General features: G+C 68.1%; 19 protein-coding genes. 9 read left to right on the top strand and 10 right to left on the bottom strand.

Translation table 11 applies throughout. From position 1 onward, the window contains the following. The first annotated feature begins 37 nt into the window (after positions 1-37). The 3 genes from Q4I23_RS15575 to Q4I23_RS15565 all read left to right on the top strand — a co-directional run bounded on the left by Q4I23_RS15575 (position 38) and on the right by Q4I23_RS15565 (position 1,999). Entirely contained in the window at positions 38-592 is a 555-nt protein-coding gene (locus Q4I23_RS15575; RefSeq protein WP_498526796.1) for a YcjF family protein, read from the top strand. A gap of 118 nt (positions 593-710) precedes the next feature. Further along, positions 711-908: a hypothetical protein gene (locus tag Q4I23_RS15570; RefSeq protein WP_040136327.1), complete on the top strand. Its 198-nt coding sequence runs from the start codon at positions 711-713 to the stop codon at positions 906-908. Beyond that, the gene (locus tag Q4I23_RS15565; protein WP_454016503.1) at positions 905-1,999 is read left to right on the top strand and encodes a prohibitin family protein; all 1,095 of its coding nucleotides are present in this window, start codon (positions 905-907) and stop codon (positions 1,997-1,999) included. The genes Q4I23_RS15570 and Q4I23_RS15565 overlap by 4 nt, the downstream gene beginning before the upstream one ends. Positions 2,000-2,032: 33 nt before the next feature. Here the strand turns inward: Q4I23_RS15565 and Q4I23_RS15560 are convergent, their stop codons facing one another. Next, entirely contained in the window at positions 2,033-4,027 is a 1,995-nt protein-coding gene (locus tag Q4I23_RS15560) for a methyl-accepting chemotaxis protein (protein WP_498526795.1), read from the bottom strand. 349 nt (positions 4,028-4,376) lie between these two features. Between Q4I23_RS15560 and Q4I23_RS15555 the strand changes: the two genes are divergently transcribed. Then, the gene (locus Q4I23_RS15555) at positions 4,377-6,371 is read left to right on the top strand and encodes a methyl-accepting chemotaxis protein (protein ID WP_498526794.1); all 1,995 of its coding nucleotides are present in this window, start codon (positions 4,377-4,379) and stop codon (positions 6,369-6,371) included. A 60-nt stretch (positions 6,372-6,431) separates the two neighbouring features. Here the strand turns inward: Q4I23_RS15555 and Q4I23_RS15550 are convergent, their stop codons facing one another. From Q4I23_RS15550 to Q4I23_RS15540, 3 genes are all read right to left on the bottom strand, one after another. Next, complete coding sequence (locus Q4I23_RS15550) at positions 6,432-7,025, bottom strand: DUF4142 domain-containing protein (protein WP_454016506.1); 594 nt, start codon at positions 7,023-7,025, stop codon at positions 6,432-6,434. 256 nt (positions 7,026-7,281) lie between these two features. Beyond that, a complete protein-coding gene (locus Q4I23_RS15545) occupies positions 7,282-7,653 on the bottom strand; it encodes a c-type cytochrome (RefSeq protein WP_498526793.1) in 372 nt (123 codons plus the stop codon). A 294-nt stretch (positions 7,654-7,947) separates the two neighbouring features. Next, on the bottom strand, positions 7,948-9,234 hold the full coding sequence (locus Q4I23_RS15540) for a pentapeptide repeat-containing protein (protein WP_498526792.1): 1,287 nt from the start codon (positions 9,232-9,234) through the stop codon (positions 7,948-7,950). 427 nt (positions 9,235-9,661) lie between these two features. Here Q4I23_RS15540 and Q4I23_RS15535 point away from each other — a divergent pair, with 427 nt between their 5' ends. The 4 genes from Q4I23_RS15535 to Q4I23_RS15520 all read left to right on the top strand — a co-directional run bounded on the left by Q4I23_RS15535 (position 9,662) and on the right by Q4I23_RS15520 (position 17,971). Then, on the top strand, positions 9,662-10,096 hold the full coding sequence (locus Q4I23_RS15535; RefSeq protein ID WP_454016509.1) for a response regulator: 435 nt from the start codon (positions 9,662-9,664) through the stop codon (positions 10,094-10,096). A gap of 141 nt (positions 10,097-10,237) precedes the next feature. Continuing rightward, positions 10,238-15,187, top strand: a complete 4,950-nt coding sequence (locus Q4I23_RS15530) for a HAMP domain-containing protein (RefSeq protein ID WP_498526791.1) — start codon at positions 10,238-10,240, stop codon at positions 15,185-15,187. A 10-nt stretch (positions 15,188-15,197) separates the two neighbouring features. Continuing rightward, positions 15,198-17,282 (top strand): PAS domain-containing hybrid sensor histidine kinase/response regulator, encoded by a 2,085-nt coding sequence (locus Q4I23_RS15525; protein WP_498526790.1) that lies wholly within the window; start codon positions 15,198-15,200, stop codon positions 17,280-17,282. A gap of 104 nt (positions 17,283-17,386) precedes the next feature. Beyond that, entirely contained in the window at positions 17,387-17,971 is a 585-nt protein-coding gene (locus tag Q4I23_RS15520) for an RT0821/Lpp0805 family surface protein (protein WP_498526789.1), read from the top strand. 6 nt (positions 17,972-17,977) lie between these two features. Here the strand turns inward: Q4I23_RS15520 and Q4I23_RS15515 are convergent, their stop codons facing one another. The 5 genes from Q4I23_RS15515 to Q4I23_RS15495 all read right to left on the bottom strand — a co-directional run bounded on the left by Q4I23_RS15515 (position 17,978) and on the right by Q4I23_RS15495 (position 22,530). Then, complete coding sequence (locus tag Q4I23_RS15515; protein WP_498526788.1) at positions 17,978-18,772, bottom strand: DUF3108 domain-containing protein; 795 nt, start codon at positions 18,770-18,772, stop codon at positions 17,978-17,980. Positions 18,773-18,782: 10 nt separating this feature from the next. Continuing rightward, on the bottom strand, positions 18,783-19,079 hold the full coding sequence (locus tag Q4I23_RS15510; protein ID WP_014242492.1) for a GNAT family N-acetyltransferase: 297 nt from the start codon (positions 19,077-19,079) through the stop codon (positions 18,783-18,785). Next, positions 19,076-20,704 carry an alpha-amylase family glycosyl hydrolase gene (locus tag Q4I23_RS15505; protein WP_498526787.1) on the bottom strand — a complete coding sequence of 543 codons (1,629 nt, stop codon included), beginning with the start codon at positions 20,702-20,704 and terminating at the stop codon, positions 19,076-19,078. The genes Q4I23_RS15510 and Q4I23_RS15505 overlap by 4 nt, the downstream gene beginning before the upstream one ends. Positions 20,705-20,714: 10 nt before the next feature. After that, positions 20,715-21,500, bottom strand: a complete 786-nt coding sequence (locus Q4I23_RS15500; RefSeq protein ID WP_498526786.1) for an SDR family oxidoreductase — start codon at positions 21,498-21,500, stop codon at positions 20,715-20,717. 73 nt (positions 21,501-21,573) lie between these two features. Beyond that, a complete protein-coding gene (locus tag Q4I23_RS15495; protein ID WP_498526785.1) occupies positions 21,574-22,530 on the bottom strand; it encodes a DMT family transporter in 957 nt (318 codons plus the stop codon). Positions 22,531-22,796: 266 nt separating this feature from the next. On the opposite strand from Q4I23_RS15495, the gene Q4I23_RS15490 reads away from it, so the two are divergent. Further along, entirely contained in the window at positions 22,797-22,979 is a 183-nt protein-coding gene (locus tag Q4I23_RS15490; RefSeq protein WP_183179120.1) for a hypothetical protein, read from the top strand. An 8-nt stretch (positions 22,980-22,987) separates the two neighbouring features. On the opposite strand, the gene Q4I23_RS15485 is transcribed toward Q4I23_RS15490, so the two are convergent. Continuing rightward, on the bottom strand, positions 22,988-23,284 hold the full coding sequence (locus Q4I23_RS15485; protein ID WP_454016516.1) for a DUF1289 domain-containing protein: 297 nt from the start codon (positions 23,282-23,284) through the stop codon (positions 22,988-22,990). Positions 23,285-23,497: the final 213 nt, after the last annotated feature.

Here is a 23,497-nt window from a genome sequence, read left to right as displayed (position 1 = left end):
GATCTACACTCGCGTATAATCGTCGGCAGCGTCAGATGTGTATAAGAGACAGACAACCGCCAGCACCTCCGAAGCCGCTCCGGAAGCCACTCCGGCCGCTCCGGTCTCCACCGAGGCGCAGGCGGCGGAGATCATCCGCAAGCATGTGCTGCTGTCCGCGGCGGCGGGCGTCATCCCGCTGAACTTCGTGGACACCGCGGCGCTCGCCGTCGTCCAGCTCCGCCTGCTCAAGGAGCTGTCGGAACTGCACGGCGTCGACTTCCGCGGCGACATCGGCCGGTCCGCGGTCGGCACGCTGTTCGCCACGGTCGCCCCGACCGCCCTGGGCGGCAGCCTGCTCGGCTCCATGGCGTTCAACATGGCTCTGCGCTCGGTACCGGTGATCGGCACGGTGACGCGGCTGGCCACCCAGCCGGCCTTCAACAGCGCCTTCACCTACGCGCTGGGCAAGGTGTTCCAGCAGCACTTCGCATCGGGGGGCACCTTCCTGACCTTCCAGCCGGAAAAGGTGAAGACCTATTTCCGCGAGAAGTTCGAGGAGGCCCGCCGCCGCAAGGGTGCGACGCCGGAGGCGGCCCCGGTCGCGGCCTGACCGCAGACACGGACGCCACAGCGAACCGGGAGGACGGGCGGGGACGCCTCCACGCTTCCCCGCCCCCTCCAGACGCCGTCACTTCTCCGCCCTGCTCCCATTCCAAGGCCGGACGCGCATGCCCCTTGTCCTCGTCATGCTCTATCTCCTCGCCTGTCTGGTGTGCGCCGTCATGGGCCGCAACACCACGATCGGCTTCATCGGCCATTTCCTGCTGGCCCTTTTCCTGACTCCGCCGGTGAACTTCGTGATCCAGGCGGTGGGCCGCCCCAGCACACGGGAACGTGAGAAGATGCTGACGACGAGACCGCGATGACCACGCTGGACCAGTCCGCCGGGGACGGCCTTGTCCGCGCGCCGTTGCCGCAGCGCGCCGGCCTTTGGCTGAAGCGACGCAGCGTGTCGATCTACGCGCTGACGCTGACCCTGATCCTGGGTTTCCTCGCCATTGCGCCCGCCGTCTTCGTCGAGGTGCCCTCCGGCCATGTCGGCGTGCTGTGGCTGCGCTTCTTCGGCGGCACGGTCACCGATCGGGTCTACAGCGAGGGCACCCACCTGATCTTCCCGTGGGACCGGGTGACGATGTACGACGTGCGCCTGCGCACCGACACCCGCACCTACGAGGCGGTGGCGGCCAACGGCATGTCAATGACGGTGAACGTGGCGCTGCGCTACCGCGTCAACCCGCCTGCCGCCGGTCTGGTCCACAAGCTGGCCGGAGACGATTACGCGGAAAAGCTGGTGCATCCGGAGATCGCCAGCCTCGTCTACGAATTCGTGTCGAAGCACAATCCGGAAAACTTCTACTCGATCAATCGGGCGGACATCCAAGGCTTCCTGCTGCGGGAGGCCCGCCAGCAGTTCCCCACCCCGCCGACCGATCTGCAATCCTTGAAGCTGCCCCCCGGCACGACGGCGGACGATTACAGCTCCGTGATGATCCGGATCGAGGACGTGCTGGTGGCCGGGGTCAGCTTCCCGCCGCTGGTCCGCCAAGCCATCGACCGCAAGATCGAGCAGCAGCAGATCATGGAGGAATACGACTTCCGCATCGCCCGCGAGGCCAAGGAACGCGACCGCAAGCGGATCGAGGCGGAGGGCGTGCGCGACTTCCAGGACATCGTCGCCCGCAACATCACGCCGGAGTATTTGCGCCTGCGCGGCATCGAGGCGACGCGGGCCTTCGCCACCTCCTCGAACGCCAAGACCATCATCATCGGCGGACGCGACGGGCTGCCGGTCATCCTGAACACCGGCGACGATGCCAAGCCGAACACGGCAGCCAATTCCGCGACCGGCACCGCCGCCAAGGAGCCGGACGGTCTGGCCGGACGCCTGTCCACCCTGGACGAGCCGCCGCCGGAGAACAGCGCGCCGGAAGCGCCGCCGGACACCGCCGGGCGCTGACGCCCGGCGAACCGCCGATCCCAAAGGAACCGGCTACTCGGCGGCCTCGGCGAGGGTCCGGGCGAAATCGCGCTCCAGCTCGTCGAGCAGGCGGACCACCTCCGCCGAGGCCCGCTTCATCTCGGCGGCGTGGCGTTCGGCCTCCATGCGGTTGCCAGCCTGGAGAGCGAGCAGCGTCTCGCGGCCCGACTCATGAACGGTCCGGTGCGGCGTGACCATGCCCTTGTAGGTGGGCAGGCGCATCGTCCGGGGATCGTTTACGCTGTCGTACCAGCGACCCAGGCGGCAGGAGTGATGGGTGGACAGGTCCGCCGGCAGAAGCGTGCGCTGGCCGCCCACCGCCTCCATGATCTTGTCCACGAAGGCGAGATGGTCCTGCTTGGCCAGCCGGACCAGTTCGCCCACCCCGTCGCGGCTCATCCGGTCAACCTCCTCGCGGCCGATCTTGCGCTCGTCGAAGCGGATGTGCAGCCGGTTGTCGTGCCGCGCCACCACTGACCCGCGCAGGGACAGTTTGTAACCGGGAAGCGACACGGTGACCTGCCCGCCGGTGGGCGCCGCCCCCTTCGTCTCGGCGTAGCAGCCGCATTCGGAGATGTCGCGGACCAGCGCCGGCGTCTGGTCCACGCTGCCGTCCAGCAGAACCGGGCGGCGGCGCGTGTGCCGCCGGTTCGCCAGATCGGAGGAGGTGCGAATGGCCCGCGCCAGCAGGGACGGCAGGGTGTCCAGCGCCTCCTGCATGCGGTTGGCGCTTTCGCCGACCGTGTAGGCCACGGTGGTGGCACGCTGCGTCTCGCCGCCGACCTCGGACATCCGGCTGGCGATGCCGCGGAAGATGCCGGCGACCTCGCCGATGTTGCGGGCGATCTCGCGCGAGGCCGAGGACTGCTCCTCCACCGCCGCGGCGATCGAGGAATTGATCTCCTGCATAGTGGTGATGGTGGTGGCCACCCCGTCCATGCCGGTGATGGCCTGCTCCGCCACCGCCTGGATGGCGCCGACCTTAGCGGCGATCTCGTCCGCCGCCTTGGCCGACTGCCCGGCGAGGTTCTTCACCTCGGTCGCCACCACGGCAAAGCCCTTGCCGGCTTCCCCGGCCCGCGCCGCCTCGATGGTTGCGTTTAGCGCCAGCAGGTTGGTCTGCCCGGCGATGGCACGAATGAGGTTCAGGATGCCGCCGATCTCCTGCGCCGCGGTGCTGAGCTGCGCCATGATCTGGCGGGCCTCGCCGCTCTTCTCCACCGCCTCCCCGGCGATCCGGGAGGCTCCGCCGACCTGCTCCGAGATTTCGCCGACCGCCGCCTGAAGCTGCTCCGCCCCGGCGGCGACGGTCTGGGCGGCGTCCAGCGCCTCCGCCGTGTCGGCGGAGGTGCCGGTGATGCTGTCCTTCACCGCCGCGCAGACGCCGTCGAGATCGCCGACCGTGCGGCGCAGGTCCGCGGTGTAGCTGGCGACGCTGTCCACCACGTCGTTGGCCTCGTGGTCGATGGAATCGACCATCGCATCCACCGCCTGGAGCCGCTCGTCGATCAGGCGGTCCCAATAGATGGACAGCGCGGCGTCCAGATCCATCAGCACCGCCGACACCACGGCGCGCTGCATGGTCACGATCGAGCCGAGCCGGCTGCCGGTCAGCAGCGTGCCGCCCATGCTCTGCGCCAGGGCGGCCATGATCTCGCCCAGGATGAAGGCGTAGCCGCCGACGTACCAGCTTGGGCTCAGCCCGATGCGGTGGTGGGCGATGCCGACGGCGCGCACGGACTCCTTGTAGCCATCGTCGAAGCGGCCTTCGAACAGCCGGGTCCAATGCGCGATCTGGGCGCGCTTGGCCCCCTCGACCTGCGCCGGGTTGGAGAACAGGGCGGCCAGCTCGGGCTGCGACAGCGTGCGGGCGTAGAAGCGGTCCAGAATTCCCGGCAGGGCTTTGGAGATGATCGGCAACGCCTGCCGCAGACTGCCGACCGAATCCGGTCCCAAATCGAAATAGGCGGTCTTGGTGACGTCAAGGGCGTGCAGGGTGTCCGGCATGGCGAATGTTTGTATTCTGTAATGAACGAACGCCAACCGATAACATTTCCTCTACACCGAAGGTATCTCTAAAAGGAATTCGCGTGCGACATGCTGTCCCACTTCATGATTAACAGATGGTTTATTTTGCTCAATGCGCAACATGAACGAAATGAATAAACCTTGAAATACAAACACTTTCCTCAAGACAGCTGACGAAAGCCGCAACCGCACCTTCACATTGCATGAATCCGGTGCGTCCCGACATTGACAAAACTATTTGTTACAAATGCGCGACAAAGGTTACCAATGCGCCGCCTTCCCGGTGCTTCCGGGGCGACCCGACGATTTTTCAAGGAGTTTTCGGCCGATGAATCCCCTCCGCACGCTCAGCCTTGCGACAAAGCTGACCATTCTGTGCACGCTCGGCCTGATTGCTCTGTCCGGTGCGCTGACCTACGCGACGATCGTCAAGGTCACCTCCAGCATCAGCAAGGACGCGGCGGAGCGGAGGGAGCAGGCGATCACCAATTTCCGGATGCTGCTCGACCAGAAAGGATCCGAGTACCGGCTCAAGGACGGCGCGCTGTACATCGACGATTTCAAGCTGGACGGCGCGAACGACATCGTCGACACCGTCCGCAGCGTGACCGGCGGCGTGGCCACCATCTTCCGCGGCGACACCCGCGTGGCGACCAACATCCACAACCCGGACGGCAGCCGGGCCGTCGGGACGAAGCTGGCCCGCGGTCCCGTCTACAGCGCCGTCATCGACGGCAAGGAGCCCTTCCGCGGTGAGGCCGACATCCTGGGCGAGGCCTACTTTACCGCCTACGACCCGATCATCGACCAGAACGGCGAGGTAATCGGCGTCCTGTTCGTCGGCCTCAAGAAGAGCGTCGCGTTGCGCGTTCTGGAGGAGGTGGTCCCCAACATCATCCAGGTGGCGGCGGTCATCACCATCGGCATGGCCCTGGTGATGCTGCTGGTGGTCCGGCGCCAGTTCCGCACGCTGGACCAGATCCGCGGCACCATGTTCCAGCTGGCCGACGAGCGCTATGAGGTGGCGGTGCCCGGCCTGGACCGCCAGGACGAGATCGGCGCCATGGCCAAGACCGTCGAGATCTTCCGCCAGAAGGGCATCGACAACCAGCGCCTGCGCGAGGCGCAGGAGCGCGAGCGCCGCGAGGCCGAGGCCGCCAAGATCGCCGCCCTGGAATCCATGGCCCGCACGGTGGAGCAGGAGACCCGCACCGCCGTGGACCGCGTCGCCGAACGCTCCGTCTCGATGGACAGCAACGCCCAGGCGATGGCCAGCTCGGCCGAGACCGTCTCCGCCAACTCGCAGAGCGTGGCGGCCGCAGCGGAACAGGCGCTGGGCAACGCCCAGGCCGTGGCGGCAGCCACCGACCAGCTCACCGCCTCCATCGCCGAGATCACCGGCCAAGTCACCTTCGCCAGCCAGATTTCCCGTCGCGCCGTGGAAAGCAGCCGCAAGACCGAGGACGTGGTGCTCTCCCTGTCCGAGGCCATCGGCCACATCGGGGAGGTCGCCACCTTCATCCAGGACATCGCCAGCCAGACCAACCTGCTGGCGTTGAACGCGACGATCGAGGCGGCGCGCGCGGGCGAGGCCGGCAAGGGCTTCGCGGTGGTGGCTCAGGAGGTGAAGAACCTCGCCACCCAAACCTCCAAGTCGGCGGAAGAGATTTCCCGCCAGATCACCGATCTGCAGAGCATGACCGCCGGGGCTGTCGACGCGGTGCAGGACATCGGGCGGACCATCACCGAGATCGACGGGGTCGCCAGCAGCATCGCCAGCGCCATGGACGAGCAGGGTGCCGCGACCAGCGAGATCTCGCGCAACGTCGGCCAGACCGCCGCCGCCGCGCAGGAGGTGTCGTCCCGCATCGCCCACGTGTCGGAGGAGGCGGCGGTGACCGGCAGCCGCGCCGACGAGGTGCGCCGGGTGGCGTCCGACGTGGCGGGGAGCATCGACCATCTCCGAGAGATGCTAGTCCGCGCCGTGCGCACCGCCACGCCGGAGGTGGACCGCCGCCGCGCCCCGCGCTTCGAGGTCAATCTGCCCTGCACCATCGCCGGGGCGGTGGGATCGCTGTCGGGGCACCTCACCAACCTGTCGGAAGGCGGCGCCACGATCCGCGGTCTCGACCGGTCGCAGGTCGGCAGCCGTGGCGTGCTGACCATTACCAGCTGCACCGTCTCCATCCCCTTCGCGGTGCTGGGGGGCAAGGAGCAGGATCTGCATGTCCGGTTCGAACTGACGCCGGACGTCGCCGACCGCTTCGCCGCGGACGTCCAACGCCTCACCGCGGGCCTGCACCCGCTTCCGGCGGTCGCCTGAGGCGGATCATCGGGCCAAGCCCGCCGCTGATTCCGCGGACTTGGCCACAGAAGCCCGCCGCTACGGCAATTGTGCCAGCGGGTTGCCGAGCGCGCGCAGTTCGCGCGCGTGCATTTGCAGGCCGGGCAACCATTTGGCGGCGAAGGCCCGGACGTCCGGATCGGTCCCGCCCTGGGACTGCGCGTTGAACAGGGCGATCGACACCTCGTGCTCGGCGATCTGCTGCTGCAGATACTGCCGGTCGAACGCGGAGCCCTGAAGTGAGGCCAACGCGTCGGCGACCGCCTGCCGGCCGGGGTCCGGGGCGGTGGGCGGCATGACGCCCTTGGCTTGGGCGAGCCGGGCGAGTTCCTGGTTGGCTTGGGTGTGGTCGGCGGCGATGCGCCGGCCGAGGTCGCGCACGGTGGCGCTGGACGCCTGCCGCTGGGCCAGCGTGCCCATTGCCACCTCGCCGAAGCCGCCGTAGGCCGCCTGGGTCAGAAAGGACTGGTCCGCCACCGTCAGCGTCGAGGAGGCGCCCGACCCGGTGCTTCCCATCTGGGACGTGGAGGCACCGGAACTGCCCATCGGTGGCACGAGGCCCGGCTCGCTCGAACAGGCGACGAGCGTGAGGATGGACACGGCGGCAAGGGCCGCGGTTCGCAGCATGGGCATTCCGACCTCCCGATATGCAATCTTGCGTTGGGACACACGGGTCCCCCAACAGCCTCCTGTTCTCCTTGTGCCTGACGATGAGCGTTTTTACGGGTCCCCTGTCCACAAGGGCAGGTTGATAGGTGCCATCCTCATAGGATGGACCGCAGGGAGACGGGCGGCCCTAACCGGACGGGCGTGACCTTACGGCCGGGCGCCGGACGCAGGAGGGGCCGTCGCCCCTCCCGTTCCCGCAGCGCATGTCCTTGCGGACGTGTCAGCTGTTCTTCTTGAGGAAGGCAATCAGGTCCTTGCGGGCCTGCTCGTTCTTCACGCCGGCGAAGGCCATCTTGTTGCCGGGGACCGTGCCCTTCGGATCGGTCAGGTACTTGTCGAGATTGGCCTCGTCCCAGACAAGTCCGGCGCCCTTCATCGCATCGGAATACTTGAAGCTCTCGATGGAGCCCGACGCGCGGCCGACGACGCCATGCAGGTTCGGGCCGACGCGGTTGGGGCCGCCGGCCTCGATGGTGTGGCAGGCCTTGCACTGGTTGAACACCTTCTCTCCCGCATCGGCGTCCTGCGCCGAGGCGATGCCGGGAAGGGCGGCGAACAGACCGAAGGCCAGAACGGCAACATTACGCTTCATTGCACTATCCTCGATTTCCAATGCCCAAAAGACAGGCACGGCCACCCAAGGCCCGCAGGACGTCCTGCGTTCTTCGCTTCGCCACGATCAATATTCGTCGCATCGGCACGCGGCGTCCGCCGGTCCGTTACTTGGCCTCGATCATGACAAGCGGCTTGGGAAACCAGCCGTCACCTCGGCCGGCGTTTTAATCCCCACATACTGGTATGCACAATGCCGGGCATGGGTGGAGGGCAGCCCCTGCGACAAAATGCCCGACTCTTTTCGAAAATTTTGCGGGATTAAAATTCGCGGTCACTTCAACCGGCAATGGACCAGCGTCGTTCCGGCTGTGTCGGCCTTGTCGATGTCGGTGTCGCGCAGGTCGGCCCCCGACAGATTGCAGTTTGTCAGGTCCGCCCCGGCCAGCCGCGCGCCCCGCAAATCGGCACCGCGGATGTCGCTGTCGGCCAGTTGGGCGTTGCGCAGATTGGTCGGCCACATCCGCCCCGTGGATTGGCCATCCGCCGCCAGAAGCTCAATGGCGCGCATCACCGCGTTGCGCATCATGGCGCGGGTCAGGTCGCAGCCTTCGAAGCTGGCGCCGGACAGCTCCGAATTCTCGAAGCAGGCTTCGCGCATGCGGCATCCGGGAAACTGGGCGATCTGCAGCTTGCTGTCCCGGAAGCTCGCCCGCGTAAAGTCGCAGTTGCGGAAGATCGCCCCGCTCAGGTCGCAGCCATCGAAATCACTCCCGACGAAGGCCCCGTCCGACACGTCGAACCGCTTGCCCTGCTTGCCGTTGCTGTTGATCCAGCGGACATGGCCGTCCAGCCCCTCCCGGATTTCCGGCGGAAAGTCCGACTGGTTGCGGTGGTAGATGGCGCCCGTCATCCGCGCATCCGCCCAGTCGGCGGTGGCCATGGCGACGTTGCGCAGCTCGGCGTCGCGCAGATCGGCGCCCTGGAAAGTGGCACCGGCGACGGCGGCGTTGTTCAGGATGGCGCCCTTCAGCTTCGCCATGCTGAAATCGGCACCGCGCAGATCGGCGCCGCTGAGGTTGGCGCCAAACAGGGCGGCGTTGCTGAAATCCGCTCCTTCCAGGTTGGCCCGGGTCAGGTTGGCGCCGGTCAGATCGGAGTCGGCGAAATTCGCGTTGACCAGCACGGCTTCGCGAAGCGCCGCCTCCTGCCGGGCCTTGCGCCGGTCCTTCCACAGCACGAGCTGGCCGGGGCGGAGGTCCGCCCGCTCGAACAGGGTGTTGCGCAGGCAGGCCTTGGTGAAGTTCGCCCCGCGCATGTCCGCCCCGACCAGCGAGGCCTCCCGCAGATCGGCGGAGACGAAGCTGGCGCCGAACAGATCCGCCCCGTCGAAGTTGCAACGCTGGAGAACGCTGCGCCGGAAATTCGCTCCGGTCAGAATCGCGTCCGACAGGAGCAGCCCCGTCAGGTCGAAACCGGTCAGGTCCGCCGCCTTCAATTGAAGGCGCAAACCGTTTGGGCGCGCCGCCAGATAGAGCCGGTGGGCTCTGATGGCCTGCGCGAGATCCTCCAGGCTCAGGTCTGTCCCATCACCCGGCCCGCTTGTCGGGGCACCGCTCATCCCGCTTCCTAGAACCCCTGCAATCGACTCCACGCCCGCCTCGTGGACAGCAGCAAGTTTACGCGCAAAATTACTTGCAAAATTGTTAAAAAGGCCGCACATCTCTACATAGCTGCCGCGCGTTTGCACCGCACATTTCAATCGAACCCAAGCAAAGACGGTCCAAACGCACCGGATTCGCGCTATTCCATATTGAATTTAAGGAATATGCTTGCTCTCTTTTGGAGTGCACTCACCCTACTGGGTATAACCTGTTGGGGGTATTTGACCTTTTCTCCCTTAATTGCCTCACCCCTCCGTGCTACTCGTCCCGGTCAGCTTCGCCGGCATCCGACGTCTCCGCTCGGGTTCCGGCGGCGGGCGGGATAGGCGCCTCATCGACGCCGTTCCGGCACCGCAGCCGGCAGAACGACAAGAGGGATAAGGGATGACCAACCCGATCAACAGGTCACCACGGGCCGGGGCGGACGGGACCGCGCCCGCCGCAGCCACAACCCCCGTCCGGGTCCTGGTCGTCGAGGATGAGACGATCGTCGCCATGTATCTGACCGATATGCTGGAGGAGTTGTCCTACGAGGTGTGCGGCGTCGCCGCCAACGCCGCCGACGCGCTGAAGATCGCCGAGCGGGAGCGCCCCGCCCTGGCCCTGGTGGACATTGGCCTCGCCGGTCCGCAGGACGGCATCGAGACCGCGCACGCCCTGCGCGAGCGCTTCGCCGTGGGCAGCATCTTCATGTCCGGGGCCAGCGATCCCGTCCTGCTGGAGCGCGCCCGCGCCGCCGGCCCGCACGGCTTCATCCAGAAGCCCTATGACGAGCGCCAGTTGAAGACCCTGCTGAACAACGCCGCCCCCCGGCATTAGCCCCCGCCGCCTTCCTCTTGCCGTCCCATGGCTGCGCCGCTCCGGCGCGCGGCCATTCCGGCGTTCCGCCGGGCGCGCCGTCGATCCTGCGCGAGGGGACACCCGAGACACAGGCCTGGACTTCTTAGGGACCCTCGCGTCATGACGATGACCGACGCTCACGACCGGCTTTCTCCCCAGCTTCTCCTGCGCGCGCTGCGCCAGTTCCGCAAGGGCGACTTCTCCGTGCGCCTGCCGCTCGACCTGGATGGGCTGGACGGCGAGATCGCCGCCGCCTTCAACGACGTGGTGGAGATGAACGAAGCCCTGGTGGAGGACGTCGGCCGGGTCAGCGTCGCCATCGGCAAGGAGGGTCGCATCGGCCAGCGGGTGCGCCTGCCCACCGCCTCGGGCGGCTGGGGCGCCTGCGTGGACAGCGTCAACGCCATGGTCGCCGACCTGACCCAGCCGACCCGGGAGATGGCCCGCGTCATCGGCGCGGTCGCCAAGGGCGACCTGTCGCAGTCGATGCCGCTGGAGGTCGACGGGCGTCCGCTCCAGGGCGACTTCCTCCAGACCGCCCGGACGGTCAACCGGATGGTCGAGCAGCTCGTCACCGTCTCGGCGGAGCTGACGCGGGTGGCGCGCGAGGTCGGCATCGAAGGCAAGCTGGGCGAACAGGCCCAGGTGAAGGACGTCGCCGGCACCTGGAAGGACCTCACCGACAACGTCAACCTGATGGCCGCCAACCTGACGGCCCAGGTCCGCAACATCGCCGACGTCACCACAGCGGTGGCGAAGGGCGACCTGTCGCGCAAGATCACCGTGGACGTGAAGGGCGAAATCCGCGAGCTGAAGGACACCATCAACACGATGGTCGACCAGCTCAACAGCTTCGCCTCGGAAGTCACCCGCGTGGCGCGCGAGGTCGGCAGCGAGGGCAAGCTGGGCGGTCAGGCCCAGGTGAAGGGTGTAGCCGGCACCTGGAAGGACCTGACCGACAACGTCAATTTGTTGACCGGCAACCTGACCAATCAGGTCCGCAACATCGCCGACGTGACGACCGCCGTCGCCAACGGCGACCTGTCGCGCAAGATCACCGTGGACGTGAAGGGCGAAATCCGCGAGTTGAAGGACACCATCAACACGATGGTCGACCAGCTCAACAGCTTCGCCTCGGAAGTCACCCGCGTGGCGCGCGAGGTCGGCACCGAAGGAAAGCTGGGCGGTCAGGCCCAGGTGAAGGGTGTCGCCGGCACCTGGAAGGACCTCACCGACAACGTCAACGCGATGGCGACCAACCTGACCAGCCAGGTCCGCAACATCGCGGAGGTCACCACGGCGGTGGCGAAGGGCGACCTGTCGCGCAAGATCACCGTGGACGTGAGGGGCGAGATCCTGGAGCTGAAGGACACCATCAACACGATGGTCGACCAGCTCAACAGCTTCGCCTCGGAAGTCACCCGCGTCGCCCGCGAGGTCGGCAGCGAGGGCAAGCTCGGCGGTCAGGCCCAGGTGAAGGGTGTGGCCGGAACCTGGAAGGACCTCACCGACAACGTCAACCTGCTGACCGGCAACCTGACCAATCAGGTTCGCAACATCGCCGACGTCACCACCGCCGTCGCCAACGGCGATCTGTCGCGCAAGATCACCGTGGACGTGAAGGGCGAGATCCTGGAGCTGAAGGACACCATCAACACGATGGTCGACCAGCTCAACAGCTTCGCCAGCGAGGTCACCCGCGTCGCCCGCGAGGTTGGCACCGAGGGCAAGCTGGGCGGTCAGGCCCAGGTGAAGGGGGTCGCCGGCACCTGGAAGGACCTCACCGACAACGTCAACATGATGGCCGCCAACCTGACCGGTCAGGTGCGCGGCATCGCCGAGGTCGTGACGGCGGTCGCCGAGGGCAACCTGAAGCGCAAGCTGACCGTGGCGGCGCGCGGCGAGATCGCGGCGCTGGCCGACACCATCAACGGCGTGATTGAGACGCTGGCCATCTTCGCCGATCAGGTCACCAACGTGGCGCGCGAGGTCGGCATCGAAGGCAAGCTGGGCGGACAGGCCAAGGTGCCCGGCGCCACCGGCGTGTGGGGCGACCTGACCGACAACGTGAACCAGCTCGCCGCCAACCTGACCACCCAGGTCCGCGCCATCGCCGAGGTGGCGACCGCGGTGACCAAGGGCGACCTCACCCGCTCCATCGCCGTCGAGGCGTCGGGCGAGGTGGCCTCCCTGAAGGACAACATCAACGAGATGATCCGCAACCTGCGCGACACGACGCAGAAGAACGCGGAACAGGACTGGCTGAAGACCAACATCGCGAAATTCACCCGGATGCTCCAGGGCGAGCGCGATCTGGTCACCGTCACCAACATGATCCTGTCGGAGATCGCGCCGCTGGTGAACGCCCAGCACGGCGTCCTCTACGTCACCAGCCGCGACGGCGACGAGCCGGTCCTCGATCTGGTCGCCAGCTACGCCCTGAAGGAGCGCGACGGGCTGGGCACCCGCTTCACGCTGAAGCAGGGTCTGGTCGGCCAGTGCGCCCACGAGAAGAAGCCGATCCTGCTGACCAACGTGCCGAAGGACTATGTGCGCATCAGCTCCGGCCTCGGCGAGGCGGCGCCGCTGAACATCATCGTCCTGCCCGTGCTGTTCGAGAACGAGGTGAACGCCGTGCTGGAGCTGGCCTCCTTCGGCCATTTCAGCGAGACGCACCGCTCCTTCCTGGAGCAGCTGACGGAAAGCATCGGGATCGTCCTCAACACCATCGCCACCAACATGCGGACCGAAGGGCTGCTCAAGCAGTCGCAGCGCCTGACCGCCGAGTTGCAGAGCCAGCAGGAGGAGCTGAAGACCACCAACGAGCGGCTGGAGCATCAAGCCGCCTCGCTCCGCCAGTCGGAGGAGCTGCTGATGGCCCAGCAGGAGAAGCTGCGCCAGACCAACGAGGCATTGGAGGAGAAGGCGGAGCAGCTCTCCCTCACCTCCAAGTACAAGTCGCAGTTCCTGGCGAACATGAGCCACGAGCTGCGCACCCCGCTGAACAGCCTGCTGATCCTGTCCAAGCTGCTGTCCGACAACGGCGACCACAACCTGACTCCCCGGCAGGTGGAGTTCGCCCGCACCATCAACGCCGCCGGGTCCGACCTGCTGAACCTCATCAACGACATCCTCGACCTGTCGAAGATCGAATCCGGCACGGTCACGCTGGAGATCGGCGCCGTGGTGCTGGACGACTTGCGCGGCCATGTCGAGCGCACCTTCGCCCAGCTCGCCGAGGAGAAGGGGCTGCGCTTCGACATCGACATGACCCAGCCGCTGCCCGCGGCCATCCAGACCGACCAGAAGCGGCTGGAGCAGGTGCTGAACAACCTGCTGTCCAACGCCTTCAAGTTCACCGAGACCGGCGGCGTCACCTTCCGCGTCGGTCTGGCCGGCGAGGGCTGGAGCGCGGCCCACCCCGTGCTGAACGCGGCGGAGGGGGTGCTGGCCTTCACCGTCATCGACACCGGCATCGGCATCCCCGAGAACAAGCAGCGCATCATCTTCGAGGCTTTTCAGCAGGCCGATGGCACGACCAGCCGCAAGTACGGCGGCACCGGCCTCGGCCTGTCGATCAGCCGCGAGATCGCCCGCCTGCTGGGCGGTGAGATCCGCGTGCAGAGCGAATCCGGGGCGGGCAGCGCCTTCACGCTCTACGTGCCGATGGAGTTCGACATCGCCCGCTACGGCGACCCGGCGCTGAAGCTGGCCCCCTTCCCGACGCCGACGCGGCCCATCGTGGTGCCGGGGCCGGAGGAGCGGCTGGCGCTGCCGCAGCACCACCCCGTCGCCGACGACCGCGAGCGCATCCGCCCCGGCGACCCGGTGGTGCTGATCGTCGAGGACGACGTGAAGTTCGCCTCGATCCTGGTCGATCTGGCGCGGGAGAAGGGCTTCAAGGCGATCCTTTCCCATGCCGGAAGCCCGGCCATGCCGATGGCCCGCAAGTACCGGCCGGACGCGGTGATGCTGGACATCGGCCTGCCGGACATCGACGGCTGGGCGCTGCTCGACCTGCTGAAGCGCGACCCTCACACCCGCCACATACCGGTCCACGTCATCTCCGCCAAGGAGGAGCGCCGCCGGGGCCTCGCCATGGGCGCCTTCGACTACACCGAGAAGCCGGCCGACCGCGAGGCGATCTTCGCGGCACTCGCCAAGGTCAAGGGCTTCGTGGAGCGCCACCAGCGCCGGCTGCTGATCGTTGAGAAGGTCCCCAACCCGGAGACCGGCGGCATCGCCGGCCTGATCGACCACGACAAAGGCGTCGGGGGCGGGGCCGGTGACGACATCGACATCAGCACCGTCACCTCCGCCGAGGCCGCCCGCGCCCTGCTGGCGCAGGAGCGGTTCGACTGCATGGTGCTCGACCTGACGATCCCCCAGCCCAGCGATTTCGAGCTGATCGACAGCCTGCGCACCCGCGATTCCACCGCCTGGATGCCGGTCGTCGCCTATGTCAGCGACACCATCGCGCCGGAGGACGAGGCGCGGCTGCGCCGGCTGGCCGAAACGGTGGTGCTGCGCAGCGTCCATTCCGCGGACTCGCTGCTCGACGAGACGGCGCTGTTCCTGCACCGGGCGGTGGACCGGCTGCCCGACGACAAGCGCAACGCGCTCGACCAGATCCGCCAGCGCGACCCGGTGCTGGCAGGCCGCAAGGCGCTGATCGTGGACGACGATTTCCGCAACATCTTCTCGCTTGCCAGCGTCCTGGAGGCCCACGACATGACGGTGCTGCACGCCGAGAGCGGGCCGGAGGGGCTGGACCTGCTGAAGGCGCACCCCGACCTCGACGTGGCGCTGGTGGACATCATGATGCCGCTGATGGACGGCTATCAGACCATCCGGGAAATCCGCGCCACCGCAGCCGGGCGCGGCCTTCCGGTGATCGCCGTCACCGCCAAGGCGATGAAGGGCGACCGCGAGAAGTGCATCGAGGCGGGGGCGACCGACTATCTCGCCAAGCCGGTGGACATCGACCACCTGCTGTCGCTGCTGCGGGTCTGGGCCGGACGCCGGCAGGACGACGGCCCCGCCGTAGGCCACAACGCCGGACGGGAGTGAGGAGAAGCCCATGCCCCACACCCAGATTCCCAGCATCACCGAGATCGAGGACGCCACCCTGCCGCCGCCGGAGGTCCGCGTGCTCGTCGTGGACGACGATCCGCGGAACCTGCTGGCGATGCGGGAGACCCTGGCCGACCTCGACGCCACGGTGATCCTCGCCCGCTCCGGCGAGGAGGCGCTGAAGCGCGTGCTCGACCAGGACTTCGCGGCGATCCTGATGGACGTCCACATGCCCGGCATGGACGGCTACGAGACGGCGGAGTTGATCCGCAACCGCCGCAAGTCGCGGCACATCCCCATCCTGTTCCTGACCGCCATCAACAAGGACGAGATGCACATCTTCCGCGGCTATTCCGCGGGGGCGGTCGACTACATGTTCAAGCCGGTGGACCCGGTCATCCTGCGCAGCAAGGTCACCGTCTTTGTCGAACTGTACCGCAAGACCGAGGAGGTCAAGCGCCAGGCCGCCCTGCGCGAGCGGCTGATGGCCGAGAACTACCGCGTGCGGGCCGAGAAGCTGGAGGCCGAACAGGCGCTCCGCCGGTCGGAGGAGCGGCAGGCGATGATCGCCCGCTCCCTGCCGATCCTGCTCTACACCGCCGGGCCGGAGCGCGGCACGCCCTTCCGCTACGTCACCGAGAATGTCGAGGCGCTGTTCGGCTTCCCCGCCGAACGCTTCCTGACGGACGGCGGTTTCTGGGAATCGCGCCTGCACCCGGACGACCGCGAGCGCGCCGCCGTCCAGTTCGACGCGATGCGGCAGGGTGGCGTGTCCACCGTCGAATACCGCTGGCGCGCCGCCGACGGGCAGTACCGCACGCTTCTGGAAAAGGCCATGCTGTTGCCGGGCGAGGGCGGGCGGCCGCCGGAACTCTGCGGCACGGTGCTGGACGTCACCGACACGCGGGAGCTTCAGCTCCAGCTCGCCCATGTCCAGAAGATGGAGACCATCGGCCAGTTGACCGGGGGCATCGCCCACGACTTCAACAACATGCTGACCGTGGTCATCGGCAGCCTGGAGCGGCTGGGCCGCATGGCCTTCGACGATCCCAAGGCGGCGCGGCGGGTGGAGATGGCCCTTCAGGCGTCGCTGCGCTGCTCCGACCTGACGCGGCGGCTGCTCGCCTTCGCGCGGCGCCAGCAGCTCCACCCCGAGAGCGTGGACATGGAGGCGCTGGTCCGCAACATGGGCGAGCTGATGGAGCGCACGCTGGGCTCGGCGATCACCGTCGAGATCGACAGCGCGCCGTCCCTCTGTCCGGCGCTGGTGGACCGCACTCAGGCGGAATCGGCCCTGCTGAACCTCGTCATCAACGCCCGCGACGCCATGCCGTCCGGCGGCAAGCTGACCATCGCCACCGCGATGGTGGAGGCCAAGGAGGGGGATGCGGAGTTGCGCCCCGGACGCTATGTGCGGATGACCGTAAGCGACACCGGCTGCGGCATGCCGCCGGAGGTTCTGGCCCGCGCCTTCGAACCCTTCTTCACCACCAAGGAGATCGGCAAGGGCACCGGGCTGGGGCTCAGCATGATCCACGGCTTCGTGAAGCAGTCGGGCGGGCTGATTCGGGTGGAGAGCGAGCCAGGGCGCGGCACCTCCTTCCACCTCCATCTGCCCTGCGCCCCCGCGGCCGTCCGTCAGGCGAAGACGCCGGAGGACACCGAGGACACCGGTCCGCTGCCCGGCCACGGCGAGGTCATCCTGGTGGTGGACGACGACCGCGACGTGCGTCAGGTCGCCGTGCTGACCCTCCAGGATCTCGGCTACACCGTGGTCGAGGCGGAGAACGGGCCGGAGGCGCTGGCCGTGCTGGCCGGGGAGCCACGGGTGGACCTGCTGTTCACCGACGTGGTGATGCCGGGCGGCATGAACGGGCTGGAATTGGCCCAGGAGGCGCAGCGCCGCTATCCGACCCTGAAGGCGCTCTACGCCTCCGGCTACGCCCATGGTGTGGCCGGGGGCCTGAGCGGTGAGGGGCCGGGGGCCGAGTTCCTGATCAAGCCCTACCGCGACCGCGACCTCGCCCGCGCCGTCCGCAAGGCGCTGGATGGCAGCGTGGCGGATGCCTTCCCGGAGTTGAAGCGCGCCTGACTGTTGCCATCTTCGTCGAAGGTCATTGTCGCCCTTTTGCCTCAACCGTGAGCGGGGCCGTGGTGTTCAGATGACCATCGCGTTGCAATAAAGGAGTAGCCGACGTGTCCGCTGTCCGCCTGTCCGGGATTCGCTTCGCCTCGGTCCTGTGCCTTGGCCTGTCCGTCGCCCTGCCCCTGACCGCCGCGCCGGCCGCAGCGCAGGTGTTCACCCAGGGCGGTTACGGCGCGCCGACCCAAACCAACCCGCAGAGCAGCGGCGGCAACACGACCTTCGGCATCGACAACGACCTGCTGGGCAAGCTCGGCGGGGCCGCCGTCGGGGCGCTCGCCGGATCGCAGATCGGCAAGGGCAGCGGCAACCTGCTGGCCATTGGCGCCGGTGGCCTGCTCGGCTACTTCGCCGGCGGCTATCTGATGGAGCAGTTGAGCCCGGGCAGCCGCAACGCGGCGCAGAGCGCGGAGACCCGCGCGCTCAACGCGCCAGTCGGCCAGACCATCCGCTGGAACAGCCCGGACAGCACGAACACCAGCGGCACCATCACCCCGATCCGCGCCGGGCGCGATTCCGCCGGGCGGGAGTGCAAGGAGTTCCAGCACAAGGTGACCATCGAGGGCCGCCAGGAGTCCGCCACCGGCACCGCCTGCCGCGGCGACGACGGTCAGTGGCGCCTCGCCGCTAATCCGTAACGCGGATTACGACCCGGCCTTCACACCGACGGTGTGGACCAGCACCGTCATCGTGTCGGTCGGCACCTCCACCGTCACGGGGACGACGCGCCCGCTCTCCGGTGCGCGGGCGAACCACACCGTCGCCTTGCGCTCCACCCCCTCGGCGAAGAAGCGGTCGCGATCACGGTCACCCTGGAAGCCGGCCACCGGGCGGACGGTGACCGCGCAGACCTCCGCCGTTCCCGTGGCGATGCGGTAGCGCGACGACGGCAGGTCGCCCTTGCCCTGCGGCGTCATGATGATGTCGTAGCGGCGGCGCCCGTCATAGACGGGATAGCGTCCGCCGCAGCCGCCTGCCCGGCTGGCGGTCAGGATCACCGCCGCCCCGGCGCTCAACGGATCGATGCTGCCCCGGCGGCTGTCCGGCGGCACCCGCGCCGCCTTGTCGGGGCTGAGCGGGGGATCGGCCGTCACATCCACCCCGTCTGGGCCGAAGGTCAGCGTCATGATGTCCATCTTGCGGCGCAAGCGGCGCTCGCCGCGGAAGCGGTCCGGCTCGGCGGCGCCGGCCTCCAGCCGTCCCGCGGACTCGGCGTGGTAGCGGAAATTGGTGAAGAGGCCGAGCCAGGGCACCGCCTCCGCCTCCAGCGCCGCCCGGTAGCGGCTGGCGCCCCCCTCCGCCTCCTCGGTCAGCACGACGCTGCCGCGCGCCAGGGAGACGCCGCCGCCATAGGCGGCGAAGTCCAGTTCCAGCGTCCCAGCGCGGCCCGCCGCCGGCAGAAGAGACAGCAGGCCGGCGGCCAGGAAAAACCGTTTCACGGCGAACGCCTCACGTCGATGGTCCGCCCTCCGCGACGACCAGATCCTGGTACTCCGGGTGGCGCTGGATGTATTTGGCCACGAAGGGGCAGACCGGCACAACCTTCTGCCCGCTGGAACGCGCGTCCTCCAGCGCGCCGCGCGCGAGGGCGGAGCCGATGCCCTGTCCGGCCATGCTCTCCGGAACCTCCGTGTGGGTGAAGACGATGGCCCCGTCGCGCTTTTCATACTCCACCACCGCGGTGGCGTCGCCCACGGTCAGCTCATACCGGTTCTTGGCCGCGTTGTTCTTCACGTCCCCGCTCATTCCCCACCCTTTCCCTTGTCGTCGAAACCGATCACCACCCCCTCGTCGGGCCGCAGGCGAAGGATGCCGGACACCGGTTCCCCGCCTCGGTCGAGATGGGTGGACAGCCGGATATGGGCAGCCTCCGGCACCGCGTCCACCGTCCGCTCCCCGGCCGACAGGTTCAGCAGGATGCGGAAGCGGCCGGTTCCATGGCGGCGCTCATAGGACAGGACGTCGTCCTCCGCCGACACCGGCTCGTAGCGCCCGACCGACAGGGCCGGCTCCGCCCGCCGCAGGGCCAGCAGGGCACGGTGGAGCGCCAACATGGAGGACGGGTCGGCCGCCTGCGCCGTGACGTTCACCCGGTCATGGTCGGGACCGAGCGGCAGCCAGGGCTCGCCCGTCGTGAAACCGCCCTGCGGGCTGCCGTCCCAGGGGATCGGCGTGCGCACCGGATCGCGGCCCAGCCCCAGGCCGGGGATGTTCTTCTCCCAGGGGTCCTGCACGCGGTCGGGCGGGATCGGCACGTCGGTCATCCCGATCTCGTCGCCCTGGTAGAGCGTCGGCGTGCCGCGCAGGGTCAGCAGGAGCATGGCCGCCACCCGCGCCTGCCCCGCACCCAGCCGGCTCGCCACGCGGGAACGGTCGTGGTTGCCGAGCACCCAGTTCGGCCAGCCGCCGGGCGGCAGGGCGGCCTCGTAGGTGCGGATCAGCGCGGCCAGCGCCTTCGCCTCCCACGGGGTGGACAGCAGATGGAAGTTGAAGGGAAGCTGAAAGCCCGTCAGGTCGGCGCCGTAATAGGCCATGAGCTGGTCGATGGGCAGATAGGCCTCGCCGATCAGCAGCCGGTCGGAGCCGTACCCGTCCGCCACCCGGCGCATCGCGGCGATGGCGTCGTGCACCTCCGGCTGGTCCACGGTGTGGAGGCGGATCACCCGCCGCACCGGCGACATGCCCTCCCGCCAGCCGGGGTTCGGCGGGTTGTCGCGGAACCGCGCGTCCTTGATCAGGTGATGGATGGCGTCCACCCGGAAGCCGTCCACCCCGCGGTCGAACCAGACGCGCAACGCGTCGAGCATGGCCTCGCGCAGCGCCGGGTTGCGCCAGTTGAGATCCGGCTGCTCCTTCAGATAGGCGTGGTAATAGTATTGCCCGGTCGCCGCATCCCATTCCCAGGCGCCGCCGCCGAACTCCGACAGCCAGTTGTTGGGAGGTCCGCCGTCCGGGGCCGGGTCGCGCCAGATGTACCAGTCGCGTTTCGGGTCGTCGCGGGAGGAGCGGCTGGCCTGGAACCACGGGTGCCGGTCGGAGCTGTGGTTGGGCACGAAATCCAGGATCAGCTTCATGCCCCGGCGGTGCAGCTCGGCCAGCAGCCGGTCGAAATCCTCCATCGTCCCGAACAGCGGGTGGACGCCCGTGTAGTCCGACACGTCGTAACCGAAATCGGCCATCGGCGACGGGTAGATCGGCGACACCCACAGCGCGTCCACCCCGAGCGTCCGGAGATGGTCGAGCCGGGCCAGGATACCCGGCAGGTCCCCCACCCCGTCGCCGTTCGAATCCTGGAAGGAGCGCGGGTAGACCTGATAGATCACCCCGCTCTGCCACCACGCGAAGCCGTCCGCCATGAAGCTGTCCGCCATGAGGGGTCCCTCAGCCGATCAGCAGGGACTCGGCACCGTCGATCCAGACGGGGGTGCCGGTGATGTGCTTCGACCGGTCGGACGCCAGGAACAGCGCCAGTTCCGCCACGTCGGCGCTGCTGCCCGGCTTGCCGCGGGTCAGCGGAATTTCGCCGTCCGGATACTCGGCGGCCTCTTCGGCCTTTTCGGTGTTGCGCGCCTGGGTGTTGTCCTGGATCGCGGTGTCGATCATCCCCGGACAGATGGCGTTGACGCGGATGCGGTGCTTGGCCAGTTCCAGCGCCAGCATCTGGACCATGGCAACCTGCGCGGCCTTGGTGCAGGAATAGGCGGTGGCGCCGGCGTTGCTGAACACCCGCGTGCCGTTGATCGAGGCGGTCACCAGCACCGACCCGCCGCCCGCCTTCTTCAGATGCGGCACCGCGTGGTGCAGAGTCAGGTAGGTGCCGCGCAGGTTGATGTTGATGGTGCGGTCCCATTCCTCCGGAGTCAGCTCGTCGATCGGCGCCCAGACGCCATTGATGCCGGCGTTGGCGAAGACGATGTCCAGCCGCCCGTACTCCTGGACCAGCCGGTCCACCGCCCGCTTCACGGCCTCGCTATCGGCGACGTCGGCGACCAGAGGGATAGCCTTGCCGCCCGCCGCGGTGATCTCCTCCGCCGTCTTGCGGATCTCGTCCTCGGTGCGGCTGAGCACGCCGACGCTCGCCCCGGCGCTGGCGAACAGGGTGGCGGACGCCTTGCCGATGCCCGACCCGGCCCCGGTGATGATGGCGACTTTTCCGTTCAAATCCATGGTGAAACCGGCTCCGCTGCTTGTGCTGGGACAGCAGAGCCAACCGATGGCGGCCGGGCCGGTTCCCGTCTTTCTAGGCGCCCGCGGCGGGCGCGCGGCGGTTCACCAGCCAGATGCCGGCGCAGACTAGCAGCATCGCCGCGGCGAGGCTCGCGCTGACCCGCTCACCCAGCAGCAGGGCGCCGGACAGCACGCCGAACAGCGGCGTCAGGAAGGTGAAGGCCGACAGGCGGGCCGCCGGGTAACGGGCGACCAGCCAGAACCAGGCGAGGTAGGAGGCGAAGGCCACCACCACGATCTGGAAGGCGAGGCAGGCCAGGGCCAGCGGGCCGGGCGCGGTCACCCCCGCCTCCCCCATCAGAAGCGAGGCCACCGGCATCACCGCCCCAGACACGGCGAGCTGGTAGAACAGCACCTTGGTCGAGCTGGCGCGGACCAGCTTGCTGCCCTTGATGACCAGGGTGGTGGCCGCCCACAGCACCGCCGCCGCCAGCACCATCAGGTCGCCGATCATCTCGCGGTTCGTCGGCAGGCGCAGCCCGTCGGCGAAGGCCACCGCCACCCCGACGAAGGCGCAGGCCAGCCCGGCCGCCTGGACGCCGCGCATCCGCTCCCCCGGCAGCAGCAGATGTGCGCCGACCGACACCAGGAAGGGTGCTGTGTAGAGGAACAGTATGCTGCGCGACACCGTGGTGTAGGACAGCCCGGTGTAGATCAGCAGGAATTCGCCGGCGAACAGCGCACCGGCCAGCAGGCCCAGCCCCAGCGTGCCGTCCCGCTCGAACAGGCGCATGCCGCGCAGTGCCGCCCAGGCCCACAGCAGCGCCAGCGCGCCCAGCGAGCGCAGCCCGCCCTGGAGCACCGGCGAGAATCCGGTCATGGCGACCTTGATGGCGACCTGCTGCAAGCCCCAGAGCAGGCAGAGCAGGACCAGCGTGGCGGAGGCGGCGCCGTCCAGCTCCGCACGGCGTTCGGTCATGGCGATGGCGGTCATGATGATGGCTGCGGCGGCGCGGCGGTCCACCGCCATCCCCACCGCATGTCCTCCCGGTTTTTCTTCCTTCGACGTGCAGAATGGGACGGCGCCGAGAAGCCGGTCAACGAACGCCTGCGAAGGGCAGACCCGCGCGCGGGTCCGGTGGTCAGGGCGGACTTTTGTGCAATGCGGTAAGCAGGCATGCCCATAATGCGCAGCTCACCGCTGTCCCGAGGTTCATATTGAACGGGCAATCGACGGCGCCGCCTCTGCGGCATCCACCCCTTCCACAGCAAATCAACACCGGAAAAGGAACGGACGTGATCCACAAGATCATGGACAAGATCGACCGCGTCATCGCCCAGAAACGCGAGAGCGGCGAGCTTGATGCTTGGCTTTCCAACGGCATGGCACGCCGTTACTGCCAGGAACTGACGGTTTCACAGAGGCACTATTATCCCGCCCTGCTGCTGTATGTGGAACGGCACGCCGGGATCGGTTGAGGCGGTGTTCACTCCGCCGCTTTGACGACCGGTCCCTCCAGTTCCGACCGGCGGGCGCGCAGGGTGGCGAGCTTGCCTTCCAGCTTGCGGATTTTCCTGTCGAGCTTCTTCGCCCGCTTGCCGTCTTTCTTGGAGACGGTGCCGCCGCGCGCGGCGATGCGGGCGTTGATCGCCGCCTTCGTCTCGTCCGGCAGGCGCTTCCAATGCCTCACCTCCGCGCGGGTGCGGAAGCAGCCCATGCAGCGGTCCGCCGCGTCGTAGCGGCAAAGCTTCGTGCAGGGATTGCGGGTGTCGTGCGTGCTCATAGCGCCATAGGATGGGTGCGGCAGGGCCGTTGGAAAAGCCCCGGCCGCCCCGTCCTGCGGACGATTCTCAAAAAAGCGGGTCTCCGATAATCAGGGCGTCACGCGCCCGGACAGGCAGGAGGCCCGCGCCCGCTCGTCCACCGCCACCGCCGCGGCGCCGGCCGCCCCCTCCCTGTCTCTTATACACATCTGACGCTGCCGACGATTATACGC

The organism is Azospirillum sp. UFLA03-27 (genome assembly GCF_059803775.1).
Note: the sequence above shows the minus strand (reverse complement) of the source record. Positions and strands in the feature narration are given on the sequence as shown.

Coding starts and splice junctions, on each gene's coding strand:
- Q4I23_RS15570 (WP_040136327.1), top strand. CDS start 711: ATGCCCCTTGTCCTCGTCATGCTCTATCTCCTCGCCTGTCTGGTGTGC.
- Q4I23_RS15565 (WP_454016503.1), top strand. CDS start 905: ATGACCACGCTGGACCAGTCCGCCGGGGACGGCCTTGTCCGCGCGCCG.
- Q4I23_RS15560 (WP_498526795.1), bottom strand. CDS start 4,027: ATGCCGGACACCCTGCACGCCCTTGACGTCACCAAGACCGCCTATTTC.
- Q4I23_RS15555 (WP_498526794.1), top strand. CDS start 4,377: ATGAATCCCCTCCGCACGCTCAGCCTTGCGACAAAGCTGACCATTCTG.
- Q4I23_RS15550 (WP_454016506.1), bottom strand. CDS start 7,025: ATGCCCATGCTGCGAACCGCGGCCCTTGCCGCCGTGTCCATCCTCACG.
- Q4I23_RS15545 (WP_498526793.1), bottom strand. CDS start 7,653: ATGAAGCGTAATGTTGCCGTTCTGGCCTTCGGTCTGTTCGCCGCCCTT.
- Q4I23_RS15540 (WP_498526792.1), bottom strand. CDS start 9,234: ATGAGCGGTGCCCCGACAAGCGGGCCGGGTGATGGGACAGACCTGAGC.
- Q4I23_RS15535 (WP_454016509.1), top strand. CDS start 9,662: ATGACCAACCCGATCAACAGGTCACCACGGGCCGGGGCGGACGGGACC.
- Q4I23_RS15530 (WP_498526791.1), top strand. CDS start 10,238: ATGACGATGACCGACGCTCACGACCGGCTTTCTCCCCAGCTTCTCCTG.
- Q4I23_RS15525 (WP_498526790.1), top strand. CDS start 15,198: ATGCCCCACACCCAGATTCCCAGCATCACCGAGATCGAGGACGCCACC.
- Q4I23_RS15510 (WP_014242492.1), bottom strand. CDS start 19,079: ATGAGCGGGGACGTGAAGAACAACGCGGCCAAGAACCGGTATGAGCTG.
- Q4I23_RS15505 (WP_498526787.1), bottom strand. CDS start 20,704: ATGGCGGACAGCTTCATGGCGGACGGCTTCGCGTGGTGGCAGAGCGGG.
- Q4I23_RS15500 (WP_498526786.1), bottom strand. CDS start 21,500: ATGGATTTGAACGGAAAAGTCGCCATCATCACCGGGGCCGGGTCGGGC.
- Q4I23_RS15495 (WP_498526785.1), bottom strand. CDS start 22,530: ATGGCGGTGGACCGCCGCGCCGCCGCAGCCATCATCATGACCGCCATC.
- Q4I23_RS15485 (WP_454016516.1), bottom strand. CDS start 23,284: ATGAGCACGCACGACACCCGCAATCCCTGCACGAAGCTTTGCCGCTAC.